The sequence below is a fragment of the Mesorhizobium sp. M0954 genome (assembly GCF_040319155.1).
Lineage (GTDB): Bacteria > Pseudomonadota > Alphaproteobacteria > Rhizobiales > Rhizobiaceae > Mesorhizobium.
This window is the reverse complement of the sequence record NZ_JAMYNR010000001.1, coordinates 541,307-557,330: the sequence shown is the minus strand read 5'-3', so window position 1 is coordinate 557,330 and position 16,024 is coordinate 541,307. Positions and strand designations below refer to the sequence as shown.

At 62.6% G+C, this 16,024-nt stretch carries 18 protein-coding genes and 1 pseudogene; 12 read left to right on the top strand and 7 right to left on the bottom strand.

From position 1 onward, the window contains the following. The first annotated feature begins 397 nt into the window (after nt 1-397). Nucleotides 398-988 (top strand): HAD family acid phosphatase, encoded by a 591-nt coding sequence (locus NKH93_RS02710; protein ID WP_352684341.1) that lies wholly within the window; start codon nt 398-400, stop codon nt 986-988. Between the two features lie 41 nt (nt 989-1,029). Here NKH93_RS02710 and NKH93_RS02705 read toward each other — a convergent pair whose 3' ends face one another. Then, nucleotides 1,030-2,010, bottom strand: coding sequence for a quinone oxidoreductase family protein (locus NKH93_RS02705; protein ID WP_352969000.1), 981 nt, complete (start codon nt 2,008-2,010; stop codon nt 1,030-1,032). A 98-nt stretch (nt 2,011-2,108) separates the two neighbouring features. On the opposite strand from NKH93_RS02705, the gene NKH93_RS02700 reads away from it, so the two are divergent. Continuing rightward, entirely contained in the window at nt 2,109-2,501 is a 393-nt protein-coding gene (locus tag NKH93_RS02700) for a winged helix-turn-helix transcriptional regulator (RefSeq protein WP_023678376.1), read from the top strand. Nucleotides 2,502-2,575: 74 nt separating this feature from the next. Here the strand turns inward: NKH93_RS02700 and NKH93_RS02695 are convergent, their stop codons facing one another. Then, the gene (locus tag NKH93_RS02695; RefSeq protein ID WP_023678377.1) at nt 2,576-3,181 is read right to left on the bottom strand and encodes an NADPH-dependent FMN reductase; all 606 of its coding nucleotides are present in this window, start codon (nt 3,179-3,181) and stop codon (nt 2,576-2,578) included. 91 nt (nt 3,182-3,272) lie between these two features. Between NKH93_RS02695 and NKH93_RS02690 the strand changes: the two genes are divergently transcribed. Continuing rightward, the gene (locus NKH93_RS02690) at nt 3,273-3,641 is read left to right on the top strand and encodes a winged helix-turn-helix transcriptional regulator (protein ID WP_023678378.1); all 369 of its coding nucleotides are present in this window, start codon (nt 3,273-3,275) and stop codon (nt 3,639-3,641) included. A 50-nt stretch (nt 3,642-3,691) separates the two neighbouring features. Here NKH93_RS02690 and NKH93_RS02685 read toward each other — a convergent pair whose 3' ends face one another. The 4 genes and pseudogenes from NKH93_RS02685 to NKH93_RS02670 all read right to left on the bottom strand — a co-directional run bounded on the left by NKH93_RS02685 (nt 3,692) and on the right by NKH93_RS02670 (nt 5,875). Beyond that, nucleotides 3,692-4,012, bottom strand: a complete 321-nt coding sequence (locus NKH93_RS02685; RefSeq protein WP_352921160.1) for a hypothetical protein — start codon at nt 4,010-4,012, stop codon at nt 3,692-3,694. A gap of 143 nt (nt 4,013-4,155) precedes the next feature. Then, nucleotides 4,156-4,551, bottom strand: a complete 396-nt coding sequence (locus NKH93_RS02680; RefSeq protein ID WP_023678380.1) for an acyl-CoA thioesterase — start codon at nt 4,549-4,551, stop codon at nt 4,156-4,158. A 58-nt stretch (nt 4,552-4,609) separates the two neighbouring features. Continuing rightward, the gene (locus NKH93_RS02675; protein ID WP_352921158.1) at nt 4,610-4,828 is read right to left on the bottom strand and encodes a hypothetical protein; all 219 of its coding nucleotides are present in this window, start codon (nt 4,826-4,828) and stop codon (nt 4,610-4,612) included. A 119-nt stretch (nt 4,829-4,947) separates the two neighbouring features. After that, nucleotides 4,948-5,875 (bottom strand): annotated as a pseudogene (locus NKH93_RS02670) (LysR family transcriptional regulator). 107 nt (nt 5,876-5,982) lie between these two features. Between NKH93_RS02670 and NKH93_RS02665 the strand changes: the two are divergent. From NKH93_RS02665 to NKH93_RS02640, 6 genes are all read left to right on the top strand, one after another. After that, nucleotides 5,983-6,774, top strand: a complete 792-nt coding sequence (locus NKH93_RS02665; RefSeq protein ID WP_023678383.1) for an alpha/beta fold hydrolase — start codon at nt 5,983-5,985, stop codon at nt 6,772-6,774. Nucleotides 6,775-6,901: 127 nt separating this feature from the next. Then, nucleotides 6,902-7,474, top strand: a complete 573-nt coding sequence (locus tag NKH93_RS02660; protein ID WP_198023584.1) for a GNAT family N-acetyltransferase — start codon at nt 6,902-6,904, stop codon at nt 7,472-7,474. Next, the gene (locus tag NKH93_RS02655; RefSeq protein ID WP_352683509.1) at nt 7,455-8,111 is read left to right on the top strand and encodes a hypothetical protein; all 657 of its coding nucleotides are present in this window, start codon (nt 7,455-7,457) and stop codon (nt 8,109-8,111) included. The genes NKH93_RS02660 and NKH93_RS02655 overlap by 20 nt, the downstream gene beginning before the upstream one ends. 148 nt (nt 8,112-8,259) lie before the next feature. After that, nucleotides 8,260-9,876, top strand: coding sequence for a GMC family oxidoreductase (locus NKH93_RS02650; protein ID WP_352921154.1), 1,617 nt, complete (start codon nt 8,260-8,262; stop codon nt 9,874-9,876). Then, complete coding sequence (locus NKH93_RS02645; protein ID WP_352816082.1) at nt 9,873-11,084, top strand: mandelate racemase/muconate lactonizing enzyme family protein; 1,212 nt, start codon at nt 9,873-9,875, stop codon at nt 11,082-11,084. The genes NKH93_RS02650 and NKH93_RS02645 overlap by 4 nt, the downstream gene beginning before the upstream one ends. Continuing rightward, on the top strand, nt 11,081-12,004 hold the full coding sequence (locus tag NKH93_RS02640) for an NAD(P)-dependent oxidoreductase (RefSeq protein ID WP_352921151.1): 924 nt from the start codon (nt 11,081-11,083) through the stop codon (nt 12,002-12,004). The genes NKH93_RS02645 and NKH93_RS02640 overlap by 4 nt, the downstream gene beginning before the upstream one ends. A gap of 92 nt (nt 12,005-12,096) precedes the next feature. Here NKH93_RS02640 and NKH93_RS02635 read toward each other — a convergent pair whose 3' ends face one another. Then, nucleotides 12,097-13,035, bottom strand: a complete 939-nt coding sequence (locus NKH93_RS02635; protein WP_352683501.1) for a diacylglycerol/lipid kinase family protein — start codon at nt 13,033-13,035, stop codon at nt 12,097-12,099. Nucleotides 13,036-13,772: 737 nt separating this feature from the next. On the opposite strand from NKH93_RS02635, the gene NKH93_RS02630 reads away from it, so the two are divergent. From NKH93_RS02630 to NKH93_RS02620, 3 genes are all read left to right on the top strand, one after another. Continuing rightward, nucleotides 13,773-14,207, top strand: a complete 435-nt coding sequence (locus tag NKH93_RS02630; protein ID WP_023719157.1) for a DUF4383 domain-containing protein — start codon at nt 13,773-13,775, stop codon at nt 14,205-14,207. A 6-nt stretch (nt 14,208-14,213) separates the two neighbouring features. Further along, nucleotides 14,214-15,344: a hypothetical protein gene (locus NKH93_RS02625; RefSeq protein ID WP_352921149.1), complete on the top strand. Its 1,131-nt coding sequence runs from the start codon at nt 14,214-14,216 to the stop codon at nt 15,342-15,344. A gap of 160 nt (nt 15,345-15,504) precedes the next feature. Then, on the top strand, nt 15,505-16,020 hold the full coding sequence (locus NKH93_RS02620) for a hypothetical protein (protein WP_352921147.1): 516 nt from the start codon (nt 15,505-15,507) through the stop codon (nt 16,018-16,020). The last annotated feature ends 4 nt before the right edge of the window (nt 16,021-16,024 follow it).

Below are 16,024 nucleotides of genomic sequence, written 5' to 3'. Positions count from 1 at the left end.
CCACGCCCGAGACATTCTTAGTCGCCCAAACAGCACCCACGCGGGGATTGCTGTGAGGACTGTCAACAAGGCGAATGGTAGCAACTGAATCGGATCTGACATTGGGTGCCTTCCATGCTTTCCGCTGAGCACATAGGCGGTTTCGCCTAGGCGAGCAAACCGGGATAGGCGCTTTCGCATATTTCAAATTTCAAACTGAGACACTACCTTTGGAAGACCTCGCTTGACAGCCGACTTCTCGTGACAGCAAAGTCTCGTGATGCGGGCGATTGGTTGGAATAGAATTGCGCGTGCCGGGGCAATCGTGCTGATGATTGGCACAAATGTTCCTGCGCCGGCACGTTCCGACTCGCTCCTTCTCACAAGCCCGTCCCAGCCAGCCAATGTCGGCGATGCGATGCTGGCGGCTGCCAATTATCATGATTCCGGCGACTATGACCGCGACCTTGCCGCTGTGGCGAAGCAGGCAGGCGACTGGGTCATCAAGCGCGCAATGGAGGTGCCTCGCCCCGCACTGGTGCTCGATATCGACGAGACGGCTTTGGCCAACTGGGAAGTGATCACACGTGACAATTTCGGCCGCCCGATCGGCGGCGCCTGCGACATCGCAATCGATGGTCCCTGTGGCTGGGCCGCCTGGGATCAGCTTGCGAAGGATCCGGCCATCGACGCCGTGCTGGAGGTTTTCCGGCAGGCGCGAACGGCGAAAGTCGCGGTGTTCTTCATCACCGGACGTCCGGAGGACCAGCGTCAGGCAACCGAACAGAACCTGCAGTCGGCCGGCTATGCCGGCTACGAGCACCTTTACATGGTCCAGCCTGGGGCCAAATACGGCTCCGCCGCAGATTTCAAGGCACCCATAAGGGCCGAAATCGAAAAGGCCGGCTACACGATAATTGCCAATGTCGGTGACCAGCCATCCGACCTGTTCGGGGGGCATGCGGAGAAGCTGTTCCTGCTGCCAAATCCGTTCTACCGGGTTCGCTGACGGCCTGTACGGCACAACCCCGGATCCTTGCGGAGCACCTACTAAGGTATCAAGACGACCTTGCCGGTCGCGCTGCGCTCCTCCAGCAGGCGATGCGCCTGGCTGGCCTGGTCGAGCGGGAAGCGGCCACCTTTGGTCACCACAAGCTGACCACCAGCGGCCAGACCGAAAAGCTCCAAAAGGCCGTCACGGAGCCCGTCCGTAGACAGCAACGGCAGCAGGGCAAAACCCTTCAGCGACTGGTTGCGGCCGATCATCGCCTCCATCTCCGGGGCGCCGAGCGCGTATCTGCCAAGTGCTGCAAACACCAACTCTCCGCGAGGTGCCAGAGCCTCCAGCGCAACCGCCGTCAGCGGGCCGCCGACAATGTCGTAGATGATGTCGACGCCGGCGCCGTCTGTGGCTGCCCGGACGTGCACCGGCCAATCCGTGTTGCTGTAGTCGACGGCAGCATCGGCTCCCAGCGACAAAGCAACGTCGAGCTTGGCCTTGCTGCCGGCTGCCGCGATGACACGGCTCGCGCCGGCGCGCTTGGCAAGCTGGACGAGCAACGAACCGACGCCGCCCGCGGCAGCGGCGACCAGCACCGATCTGCCGGCCGGCGGGCTTTGCCGCGATAGATACAATGCCGTCAGTCCTTGCACCATCAATGCCGTCGCGTTTTCGAACGAGAGCGAATCCGGCAAGGGCACGGTCAGGCTTGCGTCGATCGTCACATACTCGGCATAGCCGCCAAACGGGCGGCTCGAGGCGAACAACGGCGCGGCGACGCGCGTGCCGAGCAAGGAAGCGTCCGCCCCCTGGCCAAGCGCCTCCACGATCCCGGCGGCCTCGACGCCAGGGATCATCGGCAGTTGCGGCGTCACCGCATAGCGATCCGCGCGCATCAGCACTTCGAAGAAATTCACCCCGGCCGCATGAACGCGGACCAAGACTTCGCCGGCTTGCGGCTCAGGCTTCGGCACCGCGACTATGTCGAGAACGTCGGGCCCGCCGAAGCGGCTCAGTTGAATGGCTCTCATCGCATGCACCGATCGCTGTTGGCATCGGCCGCTGTTTGCCACTATCTGCCTGGCTTCGACTACACACCGATTTGTCCGCTGCTGACCGGGAGGTGACCATGGCCAAGCTGATCAAGAGACTGCCGACGCTGCCGGCGGAGCGCGCGCTGAAAGTGATTTCGGGCCGCTGGAAGGCGGTCATCCTGTACCATCTCTTCGACGGCCCCCGGCGGCTGTCGGCGCTGCAGGCGCTGATGCCCGATATCACCCAGAAAGTGCTGATCCAGCAACTTCGCGAAATGGAAGAGCACGGCCTCGTCCGCCGCGAGATCTTTGCCGAGATACCTTCGCGCGTCGAATATTCGGCGACGCGGCTCGGCCTCAGCCTCGAGCCGATCCTGCTGGCACTTTGCCAGTGGGGCCAGCATCACGCCGACGAGCTGAATGAGATGGACCGCCTTGCCGATTGCATCATCAGACCACGGCAAGCGCAGGACGCCCATGCCGTATGAACAAAAAGGGCGGCGCATGCGCCGCCCCAATGCTTGGGAGAATTAATCCTTGGGAGGACTGCTCGAACCTGTGCTCAGGCCGCCTTGACTTCCTCGGCGACGGCATCGGCCTGACGCGCCGTCTTCAGCACCCTGGCCCACCATGCAATGTCGTTGACCAGCGCGGTTGCCGCCTGGTTGAGGTGCTCGAACTCATCGAGCTTCTTGTCGCCTTGCTTGACGGCAAGGAAATCGGCCCAGGCGATGTGTACGGCGGACTTCACCGGCGCCATCTGCAACTCGACCGCATGCAGCCTCAGCTGCTCGACCGCGCGCGCGCCACCGACGCTGCCATAGCCGACGAAGCCGGCCGGCTTCTTGTTCCACTCGTTGGCGGCGTAGTCGATGGCGTTCTTCAGCACGGCCGTCGGGCCATGATTGTATTCGGCGGCGGTGAAGATGAAGCCGTCGAATCCGGCGACCTTCTTTTGCCAGCGCTGCGCCACTTCGTTCTGCGACGGCACCCAGGCGGAGGATGCGACCTCATCGAAGAACGGCAGCGGGAAATCGCGCAGGTCGACGACTTCGACGTCGATGTCGGCGTGCGACTTGGCTATCTTGGCAATCCATTGGGTCGGGACGTCGGCAAAGCGGGCCGCGCGGGTTGAACCAATGATGATGGCGATTTTGGGTTTTGACATAGAGGGGGCTCTCCTTACGGGAATACTGGTATCGTTTAGATACCTGAGCTATATGAGTAACTGGCCGTTCAATGTGCAAGGAGGCACTTTTTTGTTACCAAGGCACCCGCACCGCACCGAGGACTGCCGCGCCATCTCGGAAATCCTGCAGCGCGTCGGCGACAAATGGACGGTGCTCGTAGTCGGCAAGCTTGGCAACGGGCCGCTGCGTTTCAACGAGTTGCGCAGCGCGGTCGGCGGCATTTCGCAAAAGATGCTGACCACGACCTTGCGCGGGCTCGAGCGCGACGGCTTCGTTACGCGCACCGTGTTCCCGACCATCCCGCCGCGGGTCGACTACGAATTGACCGATCTTGGCTACGAACTGCTGGTGCCGGTCGATGCGCTCGGCGAATGGGCACGCAAGAACACCGAGCGCGTCAAGGCGGCGCGCGAGAAGTTCGACGCCATGCACAGCTGAACCCTTGTGCTGCAAGGGTTTGAACCTGCCCGGGAGCCTCCGGATGAGCGCTACTGCTGTAACTGCATCTTGGTCTTCGGCAGCTTCTCGATCCGGTTCCGTTTCGGGTTGGGACTGACCACCCTGCCGCCAATCGTGCAGGTCGTGGTCGTCTCCTTGCGGCAATTGCTCACCGTCGTGCCGCTGGTGTCGCATTTCGTCGCCGAGCAGATCTCGCACTTGGCCGCCTGCCCGTTGATGGTGCGGTTTTCCGACGTGCAGGTGGCGCCTGGATCGCCTTTTTTGACCTCGGCAAAAGCGCTTGCGGACGACAGGCAGAGCAAGGCTGCAAAGCCACTCGCCAGGGCAGCGTTCAGCATGTGTTGACGCATTGTGTTTCCTCCCAAGATCCCGTCGGTCGCGCTGCAGGCGCGCATGCGGGAACCCGTTAGCCAAAGACCCCGCGGGATCGCTGTCCGCATCCCCCGCGCGGGAGAGACGGCTGTTTAAATCCGTCTTCTGGAATCAGGCCGGGTCAGCCTTCGGCCGGAACCGCCTTCGGCTTGCCTTCGCCGTCCAGCGCCACCATGACGAAGTCGGCATGGGTGACCTTCTCCATCAGGTCGGAGAGATAGCGCTGCGCCCAGGCCTCGACCTTGAGCGTCATCGAGGTGCGGCCGACGCGTTCGACATGCGTATAGATGCACAGCGTGTCGCCGATCTTCATCGGCTTGGCGAAGGACATTTCCTTCACCGCCGCCGTCACCACGCGGCCCTTGGCGCGCTCGGCGGCGCGGATGCCGCAGGCGAGATCCATCTGCGCCATCACCCAGCCGCCAAAAATGTCGCCTGCCGCATTGGCGTCGGAAGGCATGGCCAGCGTCCTGAGCGTCAGATCGCCGATCGGCCGCCCGTCCGCGTAATGCACCATTTGGCCAATCCTCTCGAAGCCGATTGTCCCGATCCCGTATCGTCATGGCACGGACAGGTCAACGCGCCACTGGACAGGTCGCGGCCTGAAGTTCGGCTATCGGTCGACAGTGTTGAAAAGATGCTGTGCGAAGCGGGACGTAGGCATAGGCGTTGCCCTCGCGGATAACATGACCGATGCCTGGAAAGCGCAGGTGCATGCCTGCGACGAGCAGGCCATCCGCCGACACCATGTCGAGCACCTTCTTGCGTGTGACGATTGCGGCCTTCTGGTCCACGTCGAAGGCGATTGCCCATTCCGGATGCGCAAATTGCAGCGCGGAGGCGTGGATTACGTCAGTGAAGAGCAGCAGGTGGTTGGCCTCCGAACGGCCTCGCTGAGCCCCGGCTTGGCCGCCTACTGGACAGGTGTCCGACGTTCGAGCGCTCGACGCAACGTCGGCGCCTCTTGCTCGATATGATCCCACAGACGGTTCGAGATCGGCCCGTGCGGCCGGTCGCGGCGGCGCGCCACCACCAACTCCTCGGTGCGGCCTGGCAGATGACGGCCGGCAACGGATTGCAGGCGTCCGTCGCGCAGCTCTTCCTCGATCAGGAAGCGGGGCATGTGGCCCCACGCGAGGCCCTGCAGGATGATTTCCTTCTTCATCCCCTGGTCGGCCACCATGCATTGCGGCGCACCCTCGATCATGAAGTAGTCTTGTTGCGGTGAATGGCGGGCCGTGTCGCGCATGACACATTGGGTGAACGCGTGCATCTGATCCGGCGTGATGGGGTGCTTGATCCGCTCCGGTAGAAAGCCCGACGCCACTACTGGGACGAAGGGCACCTTGCACAGATCGATCCATTCCACCCGCGGATCGCTCTTGTCGATCCAGTGCAGGATCAAATCGGCTTCGTCATCGAAGAGGCGCTCCCACGGGCCGCCCACCGCCTCGAAATGCAGGTGCAGGCGTGTGCCCGGACACTGGGCGAAGAACCGTCCGAGCATGCCCAATGCCTGCGGGGCGCGGGCAAAGGTCGCCGATCACCACATGGATCTCGCTTTCTTCGCCCATTGACAGCTGAGCAGCATGAAGCCGCAAGCCCTCGAGCTCGCGCAGCAGCGATTGTGCCCTGCGATGGAACGACAGCCCTGCCTCGGTGGGGCGCACGCGATAGCCGCTGCGATCCAAAAGAACGAGGTCGAGTTGCCGCTCCAGCTTTGCAACGGCTGCGAACACAGCCGGGTGCGAACGATGCAGCATGGCCGCCGCAGGCTGAAAGCCGCCGCAGCGGACCACGGCATCGAAGCATTGCAGGTCGTGCAGGGTGAATTCGGCCATGTCGGCTTCTATTACAGAGATAGTCCTATGTTTGTAATATCTTCAAAAGCGTGCCGCAGCTAGGCTTTGCCACATTCAACGCTCCAAGAAGGAAGGTGTATTCACCCATGAATGAGCTGGATTTCGTGACCGTCGGCGATGGCACACGCATCGCCTACCGCATCGACGGCGACGCCGGGAAACCCGTGCTGATGCTGTCGAATTCCATCGCCACCACGCTGCGGATGTGGGACATGCAGGTCGGCGAGCTGTCGAACCATTTCCGTGTTCTGCGCTATGATTTTCGCGGCCACGGAGGGTCGAGCGTTCCGGCCGGCGCTTATTCGCTCGACCGGCTTGGCCGCGACGTGATCGAGTTGCTCGACACCCTGGGCATTGAACGCGTACACTTCCTCGGTCTGTCGTTGGGCGGCTTCGTCGGGCAGTGGCTCGGCATCCACGCGCCCGAGCGGATCGAGCGCTTGATCCTGAGCAACACCTCATCCTACCTCGGACCGGCAAAGCAGTTTGACGAGCGGATTGCCGCCGTGCTGCAGGCGCCGGATATGTCCGAAACCGCCGAGATGTTCCTGGGCAACTGGTTTCCTGCGCGTATGCTGGCGGCCAACGAGCCCGTCATCGAAGAATTTCGCGCCATGCTGCTGGCCATCGACCGGCAAGGCTTGGCTGGTCTGTTCGCGGCGGTTCGCGATGCGGACCTTCGCCGAACCGTAGCGCTGATTTCCAGGCCAACGTTGGTGATCGCCGGCCGGCACGACACTGTGACAGCCGCCAGCCATAGCGAGTTGATCGCGGCGATGGTGCCCGGCGCGAAACTGGTTGTCCTGCCCGCGGTCCACTTGTCGAATGTCGAGTACCCCACCGAGTTCATGGAGGCCGTGCTTGGTTTTCTGCGCTGAGATGGAGCACGACAGGGACGCTGAGTGAAACCCCGGTTTGAACATCCCCGCATGGACCGCAACCTATGATGCGCTAGCGCGCAGTGCAGGCTAGACTGGGCAATATCAATAGCGGATGACGGCTGACATGGAACTTGGCTTTCGCCCATTAACGCCCGATCTGTGGCCGGCGCTCGAGGACCTGTTCGGTGACAGCGCCGTCTGCAGTCGCTGTTGGTGTATGTACGGACGGATCGGCAGTTCTTATCGAAAGCGGCCCGGCGAGGAAAACAAGGCAGCGTTCCGGCAGGCCGTCCAGCATGGTCCGCCTCCGGGTTTGCTCGCTTTCGACGGCGATACGGCTGTCGGCTGGTGCCGGGTGACGCTGCGAGATGCCCTGCCCTGGCTCGATCGGCTATGGCAGCTCAAGCGCGTGGACGACAGGCCGGTCTGGTCCCTGTCCTGCCTCTACGTGCGAAAACGATACCGCAGGCGGGGCGTAACATTCCAGCTGATTGCGGAAGCACTGGAAGTCGCAAGGCGCGCAAATGCTCCGGCACTCGAAGCCTATCCTTTCGAGGCCGACGTATCGCCGAGTGCTTCCGGCAGCGGATATGCCTCCACCTTCGCGCGCGCCGGGTTCAGGGTCGTCGCTCGCAGAACGCCGGCCCGCCCGATCATGCGCTATGATTTCAAGCAGATTGCCGATCATCGCCTGTAATGCTTGGATCGCTTGCGAGGAAGCTCAGGCACTTCGAAATGAAGCCGGATCGTTTTCAACTTTTGGTCAGAGGCACAACGTGGATTGGTTCACACGACGCAAGCCGTTCTCGGGCGCTGCGAAGTCAGCTTTCCCATTCAGCATGTTGACCACCATGGCAGAGGAGGAGCTGACGCCCTTTGTCGACGACACTTACCGAACGACGTCCCGACATCTCATTTCTGATGGAGCGGTCATCTATATTCCTTATCGGTTACATTTTCTGCCAAGCGTGCGAGAGCATCACCTTGGCTTTTCATTTCCGTCGCATTGCCTGCTGACACGATCGACAGATGGCTTTTTGCGGCAGAAATCAGCCAAGGTGATCCTGTCGCTGAACGAAAGTTGGAGCATCGCCTTCGTCGTTCTGCTGTTGGGCGAATATGTCGTCGAAATCGCCGAAGACATCTACGCCGCAGTACCTGATCTGGACGCTTCAGCCTATGCCAGTTTTGTCCGACAGAACCGAGACGTAATGCGTGCAATGCGCAGCAAGGCCACAAGCTATTGGAATGCCTATTACAGGCGTGCTTATCCCAACCGGAAATCCTATCCAGCCATTGCTGTCCTCAATCAACTCGATGCGTGGGCAAGTTAGGTCTTCATCAATCTTCTTGGCGCTGAAAGTCGAAATTCAAACGAAGTTGCCAGTCGCTTTTTTCACATCGGATGCCGGAAGACCCGGCGACGCCGCGCCGCGCTCAAGTCTAGGCTAGAGCTGAATTCCGGAGCCAGCCGTATCCACCATGCAGACCTATGATTTCATCATCGTCGGCTCCGGTTCGGCCGGCTCGGTCCTGGCCGAAAGATTGTCGGCTTCCGGCCGCTTCTCGGTGCTGGTGCTCGAGGCCGGCGGCAGCGACCGTCGCTTCTACGTGCAGATGCCGCTCGGCTACGGCAAGACCTTCTTCGACCCGGCGGTCAACTGGAACTACAAGGCCGAGCCGGATCCCGGCCTGGCCGGCAATGCCGACCACTGGCCGCGCGGCAAGCTGCTCGGCGGCTCGAGTTCGATCAACGCCATGGTCTGGATCAGGGGCGCGCGTGAGGATTTCGACGCTTGGGCAGCGGCCGGCAATCCCGGCTGGGGCTTCGATGACCTGCTGCCCGCCTTCAAGGCGCTGGAGGATAATCAGGCCGGCGCCGACCAATGGCGCGGCGTCGGCGGGCCGCTGCATGTCACCGACTGCTCGACCTCCGTCCATCCGCTCACCAAGCGCTATCTCGCCGCCGCCAACCAAGCCGGCCTGCCGCTCAACCCGGATTTCAACGGCGCCTCGCAGGAAGGCGCCGGCGTCTACCAGATCACCACCAGGAACGGCCGCCGCATGTCGGCGGCGCGCGCCTTCCTGCGCCCGGCGATGAAGCGCAAAAACGTCCGCGTCGAGATCAACGCCCTAGCGACAAAAATCCTGTTCGAGGGCAAACGCGCCGTCGGCATCGAATATCTCCAGAATGGCGCGACGAAAACCGCCCGCGCCGGCCGCGAGATCATCCTGTCGGGCGGTTCGGTCAATTCGCCTCAACTTCTCCAGCTTTCCGGTGTCGGCCCGTCGGCGCTTCTTGGCGCGCTCGGCATTCCCGTCGTTCACGCCAACGAGAATGTCGGGGCAAACCTGCAGGACCATGTCGGCATCAACTACACGTTCAAGGGCAGGCTGCCGACGCTCAACCAGATCCTGCGCCCGTGGTGGGGCAAGCTGCTGGTCGGCATGCAATACGTGTTTTTGCGCTCAGGCCCGCTGTCGCTGTCGATGAACAATGCCGGCGGCTTCTTTCGCACCGATCCGGCCACGGCACGGCCCAACATGCAGCTCTATTTCCAGGCGTTTTCAACCGTCATTCCGAAGAGCGGCGAACGCCCGATCCTGACGCCCGATCCATGGCCGGGCTTTTCCATCGGGCTGTCCAATTGCCGTCCGTCGAGCCGCGGCGAAATCATGATCCGTTCCGCCAATCCGCGCGATTATCCCAAAATCGTCGCCAATGCCTTTTCGACCGAGGCGGACGTCGCTGAAATGCTGGCGGCGGTGAAATTCGTCAGGAAGATCGCCTCGATGCCGGCGATGGCCGAGATCATCGAGGAAGAGGTTTTGCCCGGTCCCTCGATCACCTCCGACGCGGATCTCATTCAGGATTTCAGGAAGCGCTCGGGCACCGTCTATCACCCGGTCTCGACCTGCCGCATGGGGCCGGACGCGGCGCACGCCGTCGTCGATCCGCGCCTCAAGGTACACGGCATCCAGGCGTTGCGCGTCATCGATGCCTCGATCTTTCCCGACAACATAACCGGCAACACCAACGCCGCCGCGATCATGACCGGATGGAAGGGCGCCGAACTGGTTCTGGAGGATCAGAAATGAAAATCACCGACGTCAAGACCTGGGTGGTCGGCAATCCGCCGCCCGGCATCGGCGGCAAGTATTTCATCTTCGTCAAGCTCACTACCGATGGCGGCGTCGTCGGCTATGGCGAGGCCTACAACGCCACCTTCTCGGCCCATGTCACGGCGAAAATGGTCGAGGACATGGCCGAGCGTTATCTGATCGGCCGCGACCCGCACGATATCGAGACCTTCTTCCGCCGCGCCTATTCATCCGGCTTCACCCAGAGGCCCGACGTGTCGGGCATGGGCTGTTTCTCGGCGCTGGAAATCGCCTGCTGGGACATTATCGGCAAGGAGGCCGGCAAGCCGGTCTACAAGCTGCTTGGCGGCCAGGTACACGAAACGCTGCGTTCCTATACCTACCTCTACCCGCACAGCGGCAGCGTCCATTCGGAGGACGCCCGCGGCAAGAACGTCTACAACGACCCAGATCTGGCCGCCGCCTGCGCGCTCGAATATGTCGAGCAGGGTTTCAATGCGGTCAAGCTTGACCCAGCCGGCCCCTACACCGCCTTCGACGGCCACCAGCCGCGCCTCGTCGACATCGACCTCTCCGCCCGCATGGTCAAGGCGATCCGCGAGGCGGTCGGCACCAGGGCCGACATCCTGTTCGGTACGCACGGCCAGTTCACCGCATCGGGCGCGCTGCGCCTCGCCCGCGCCATCGAGCCCTATGATCCGCTGTGGTTCGAGGAGCCGGTGCCGCCCGACATGCCCGAGGTGATGGCGCAGGTCGCCCGCGCGACCTCGATCCCGATTGCCACCGGCGAGCGGCTAACAACCAAATTTGAGTTCGCCCGCGTCATCGAGAACCGTGCGGCGACCATTCTTCAGCCCGACCTTGGCCGCTCCGGCGGCATTCTCGAAACCAAAAAGATCGCCGCCATGGCCGAAGCCTACCACATCCAGGTCGCGCCGCACTGCTACTGCGGACCGATCGTCGGCGCCGCCAACATCCAGCTTGCGGTGACGCTGCCCAATTTCCTCATTCTGGAATCGCTGAAACAGTGGGACGGTTTTCACGCGAAGCTGCTCAAGAAGAAGATCGAATGGCTGGACGGCAACGTCATCCCGTCGAAGGAGCCAGGCCTCGGTGTCGAACTCGACGAAGCCGTCTGCGAGGCGCATCCCTGGACCGGCAAGGACCTGCATTTGCAGATGCTGCAGACGCCGTTGATGCCGTGAGCGCGCGTCAGAGCTATGCCTTCGTCGGTCTTGGCCATCTCGGCGGCCAGTTCGCCGCCAACCTGATCCACAACGGCTTTGCCGTCACCGTATTCGACCTCGACCAGGCGGCCGTCGAGCGGCTGGTGATGCTTGGTGCCGATGCCGCCAACAGCCCGGCTGATGCCGCTGGCCGCGCCGGCAATGCCATCACCTGCCTGCCCTCGCCAAAAGTCAGCGAGGCGGTGCTGGCCGGCCCCGGCGGATTGCTCGAAGGCCTGCCCGCAGGCGGCAGTTGGATCGAGATGTCGACCAATGGCCAAGACGAGATCTTGCGCCTTGCATCCCTCGCCTCGGCAAGAGGCGTCGAGACGCTCGAATGCCCGGTCACCGGCGGCGTGCATCTGGCAGCCGTCGGACAGATCACCGCGCTGGTCGGCGGCGACACAGCGCTTTATGCGCGCCACCGCCCTGCCGTCGAGGCGATGTGCGCGCGCTCGTTCCTGATGGGTCCGGTCGGCTCGGCGGCGGTGATCAAGGTCATCACCAACATGCTGGCCTTCATCCATCTGGTCGCCGCCGGCGAAGCGCTGATGCTGGCCAAAAAGGGCGGGCTCGACCTTGCCCAGTCCTATCACGCCATCGTCGCCTCCTCCGGCAACAGCTTCGTCCATGAGACCGAAAGCCAGCTGGTGCTGAACGGCTCCTACGACATCGGCTTCACCATGGACCTGGCGTTGAAGGATCTCGGCTTCGCCCTCGGCATGGGTGAAAAATTCGGCGTTCCGCTCGAGCTTGCCTCGCGCGTCGACGCAATCTTCAGGCAAGGCAAGCAGGCCTATGGCGGCAGCGCCTGGTCGACGATGATCGTGAAACTGCTCGAGGATGCCGTCGGCACCGACCTGCGCGCACCCGGTTTCCCGGCTAAACTCGCAAGTTGATATTGGCCGGATTATCAATCGATTTCAGTCGATTGGAGAGATCGCCGGAACCAGAGCCGCAGTCAACTGAATCAAAGACTTAACAGCTTGATTCAATATCTCAGCGTCAATGCGCCGGGCAGGATCTCGAAAGTCGCTGGTATGCGACCCGGCGATTCGCCGTCTATGTCGATCAGCGCGGCGTTCTTTTGCAGATCGCCGAGCGGCTCGACAACCACTTTCTTGCCGCGCAGGATGGTGATCGCAGGATGGTTGCGGTGCCGCCCGCCATAGAGCAGGCGGATGTCCCAGATCAGCTTCAGCTTGCCGGCGGCGCGCAGGATGACGATGTCGAACTCGCCGTCGTTAAGCTCGGCGTCGGGCGCGATCATCATGCCGCCGCCGAAGAATTTGCCGTTGGCCACCGCCACCAATGCCATGCGCGCCTCAACCGGGGCACCGTCGTCGATGGTGATCGCAACCTCCTGGAAGCGGTAGCGGAGGAATTCCCAGACCGTGCGCCAGTAGAACAGTGCCTTGGCCGAAACCTTGCCCTTGCGCCTGTCGGCGTTGACGGCACGGTCGGTAGCGCCGGAAAGCCCGAGGCTGGCGATGTTGATGAAATGGCGGCTGGCCAGTGCGCCATGGTCGTCGACATAGCTGATGCAGCCGGCATCGACCTTGCGCGGCTTGGCCTCGGCAATCCGCTTCAGCGTCAGATCGACATTGTTCGACAGGCCGAGCCCGCGGGCAAAGTCGATGCCGGTGCCGCAAGGCAGCAGCCCGAGTTCGGCCGTCCGGCCGCTTTCCCGGAAAGCCTTCAGCAGCCCGTCGGCGACTTCGCTGGCGGTGCCGTCGCCGCCGGCCGCGATCACCAGCTCGAAGCCGATGGCGGCAAGGTCGAGCGCCAGCCGTTCGGCATCCCCCTCGGCCTGCGTTTCACGCAGCTCGAAATCACCGAAATGTCTTTTCAGCGAAGCCGCAACCTCGGGCCAATGCCGCTTGAGCCTGCCGCCGCCGGCGATCGGATTGAGAACCACCGCGACCTTCAAGCCTGCCTCCCCAAGGCCATCGAACACGCCTTCCAATCATTTGCCGGCATTGAAGCCCGCGCCGGCCTGCGGGGCAAGGGTCGATTACCCGACAATGCGGCTTCGGCATCGAGGCGGCAAATCCCGACCGGCGGCGGCAGAGATCGGAAAGTCGCTATTTTGGCAGGGTCAGTCCCCGATAATCCCGCTATCCACAGGCATGCGGCAGTTCCGCCAAACGCTTATCCGACGTACGTTAAAACCCATCTCAGGCGGCTACCGATCGCCACGCCGAAAGGCAAAGCGGAACGGCGGATTTCCTGAGGCCCGTACGGCCCTGAACGAGAACAGGCTTGCTTGTTGGAGGGATGGACGCCGAGACCTACGGGGCCGCGGAAAGCGTGCGAACGCCGACGGCGGACCGATGCTGCCATGAAGGACGGCAAAAACCTTCGATGGCGCGCTGGGCAAAGCTCGCAAGAGTGGAGACCGGCGTGGTCCGGAACGGACGCTGCCCTCGGGTGGCGACTGGCAGGACCGTCAAAATCAAGGCCGGCATGGCGCGACATCTTTCGGGAGTTGCTGCCGCGACCGTGTCCTGATCTGACAGGGAGGCGCTGGGAGAAATCCCGGCGCCGACTGTCTTTGTGGCCCCGCCTGACGATTTTGCCGGCGACGCTTCACGCTGCGCCAAAATCAGCTACTATCCATTTGTCGTCGGGGGCCGTTTAAAGGGGCTGACGGCAGGGGGACATTTCATGACGCTCATCCAGAAGCTTGCTGTTGCCTATGCTTTCCTGTTCTTCGGCGTTGTTGCCATCGGCTATGTGCCGGCTTTCAACGACGCCGGCGGCAATCTGTTCGGCCTGTTCTCGCTGCAATGGTACGACGATTTGCTGCACGCCTTCTCCGGCGTCTGGGCGCTGGCCGCCGCCTTCATCTCGCACCGCCAGGCGGTGTTCTATTTCAAGCTGTTCGGCTCGGTCTATCTGTTCGACGGCGTGCTCGGCCTGGTCACCGGTTCCGGCTGCCTCGATGGCGGCATCTTCATCAACGGCTTCCGCTCCCTGAACGACATCGAATTCCCGGCCCGCTTCTTCGCCAACCTGCCGCACATCGTCATCGGCGGCTTCGCCGTCTACGTCGGGTTCTGGCTGTCGAAACGTGTGTACGACCATTTCGCCACGGCCTGACCGGCCATGTTCCTGTTCCGCTGGCTGAAGCGCATCATCAAGGCGATCCTCTGGCTCGTCGTCATTGTCGTGTTGATCCCGATCGCCGGGCTGGCCTACGGCTTTCTCACGACGCCGTCGCTGGACACAACGCCATTGCCGGGCGTCGCCGAGGGTGCCCCGCCAAAGGCGCTGGCCGACAAGATCCGTGCCGAGATCCCCGGCTACCAGCGGCCGGAGGAATCGACCTTTCTTACCTATCCGGAATGGGCCATCGTCTACGCCGCCCGCGAATATGCCGGCTTCGTCGACAAGAACCAGCCGAGCGGTTTTCCCTATCTCTCCTATATCGGCCGCTTCTGGCAGGACTATGCGATGGTCATCCGCGCCAGTTCTACCTACAAGTTCAACCTCGACAACCACCAGATGCTGGTGATCATCGGCACCAGCCACACGATCGAGCACGCCATCCAGTGGGCCTATGAAAATACGATCGGCCGCGTCACCGAAGCGACAGCCGGCAAGCGCACCGCCGTCGACATCTACCAGGCCAAGGTGGCGGCCGACTACGCCGGTTTTCTCGATCAGGTGCCGTGGTACCAGTTTCCCTATGCCGAAAAGCGTGCCGGCCTGTTTGCCGTCCAGCCGGCAGCGGACGACAGCGCCGTCCGCACCAGCGAACGCAAGCTCGCCTTCGGCCTCGCCGACACGGTCAAGCAGGGCTATGCCGATCTGATCAAGTCGGCGCTCGCCGCCACCACCGATCCCGCCTTGCTCGATATTCATGTCTGGGCCAAGGGTCCGGTCGGCGAGGTGACGCGCAACGAACCCGACACCTTGCTGGAGCGCGATCTCGGCGCCGACAGCGCGATCTTCGTCACCAGACGCTATCAGGTGTTCACCGACATGATCCCGCGCCTGATCGCCAAGGGCGTCTCCTTCGTCGAGATCGGCGGCAATGACGAGATCATGGTCACCATGCTTTCCAATGACGAGATCAATGTTCCCGAAGGCGCACGCACCTTGTTCAGCTACCCGCTTCCGGCGCAACCTTCGACGCGCCGCACCGGCCTGACCGTCGCCGTGCGCAAGCTGCACATCGTGCTGCCGGCGCTGATGACGGCGGGCGCCAGGCTCGAGCATGTCTACGATTACTGAGGCCTTTCGGTCACAGCCGGCCTCGGCAGGACGTTGCGTGATGCTCCGTCACGCTCATTCCACAATCGCGGCCAAATCCCGCCTTGTTCCGCAACGATTGATGATGCCGTAGACACGTTGTCTTGCGCACATGTGCCAGGCAACTCGGAGGGACACGACCGTGATCAAGACCGCCCTTGTCGCCATGACCATCGTCGGCTGCGATTGCGACGCCAGGCTTTGCGAATATATCGGCGAGACGCCCGCCAAATGGTCGACCATCGCCGAATGCGAAGCGGCGATGAAAAGCCAGATGCTGCACAAGCGCAATTTCGACTATCCGCTGGTCTCCGGCATCTGCCGGACACAGAACTCGTCTTCGTCATCGCAGCTCGCTGCGACCGCTTCCGAGCCTGAATTGACGACGGCCAGTACGGCCGCGACAGACCCGCTGCCACCGGAACTGAGCCATCGGCCCAGTGCTGCGGTCGGAACGCAGGCCACGGCGACGGAAACGGAAGCCGTCCGGCCGGTCGCCTATGAAGCGGCGGTCGATGGCGGCCGCGCCGTGCTCTACCGCACGAAGGCCGGCTACGCCGTGGTCAAGACCGATCTCGGCCGCGCCGCATCGGCAACGATCGGCATCGCCAGGCGTTCGGCGAACTGGCTGGCGGCGAAGCTGCCTGACGGTCTGTAGCCGC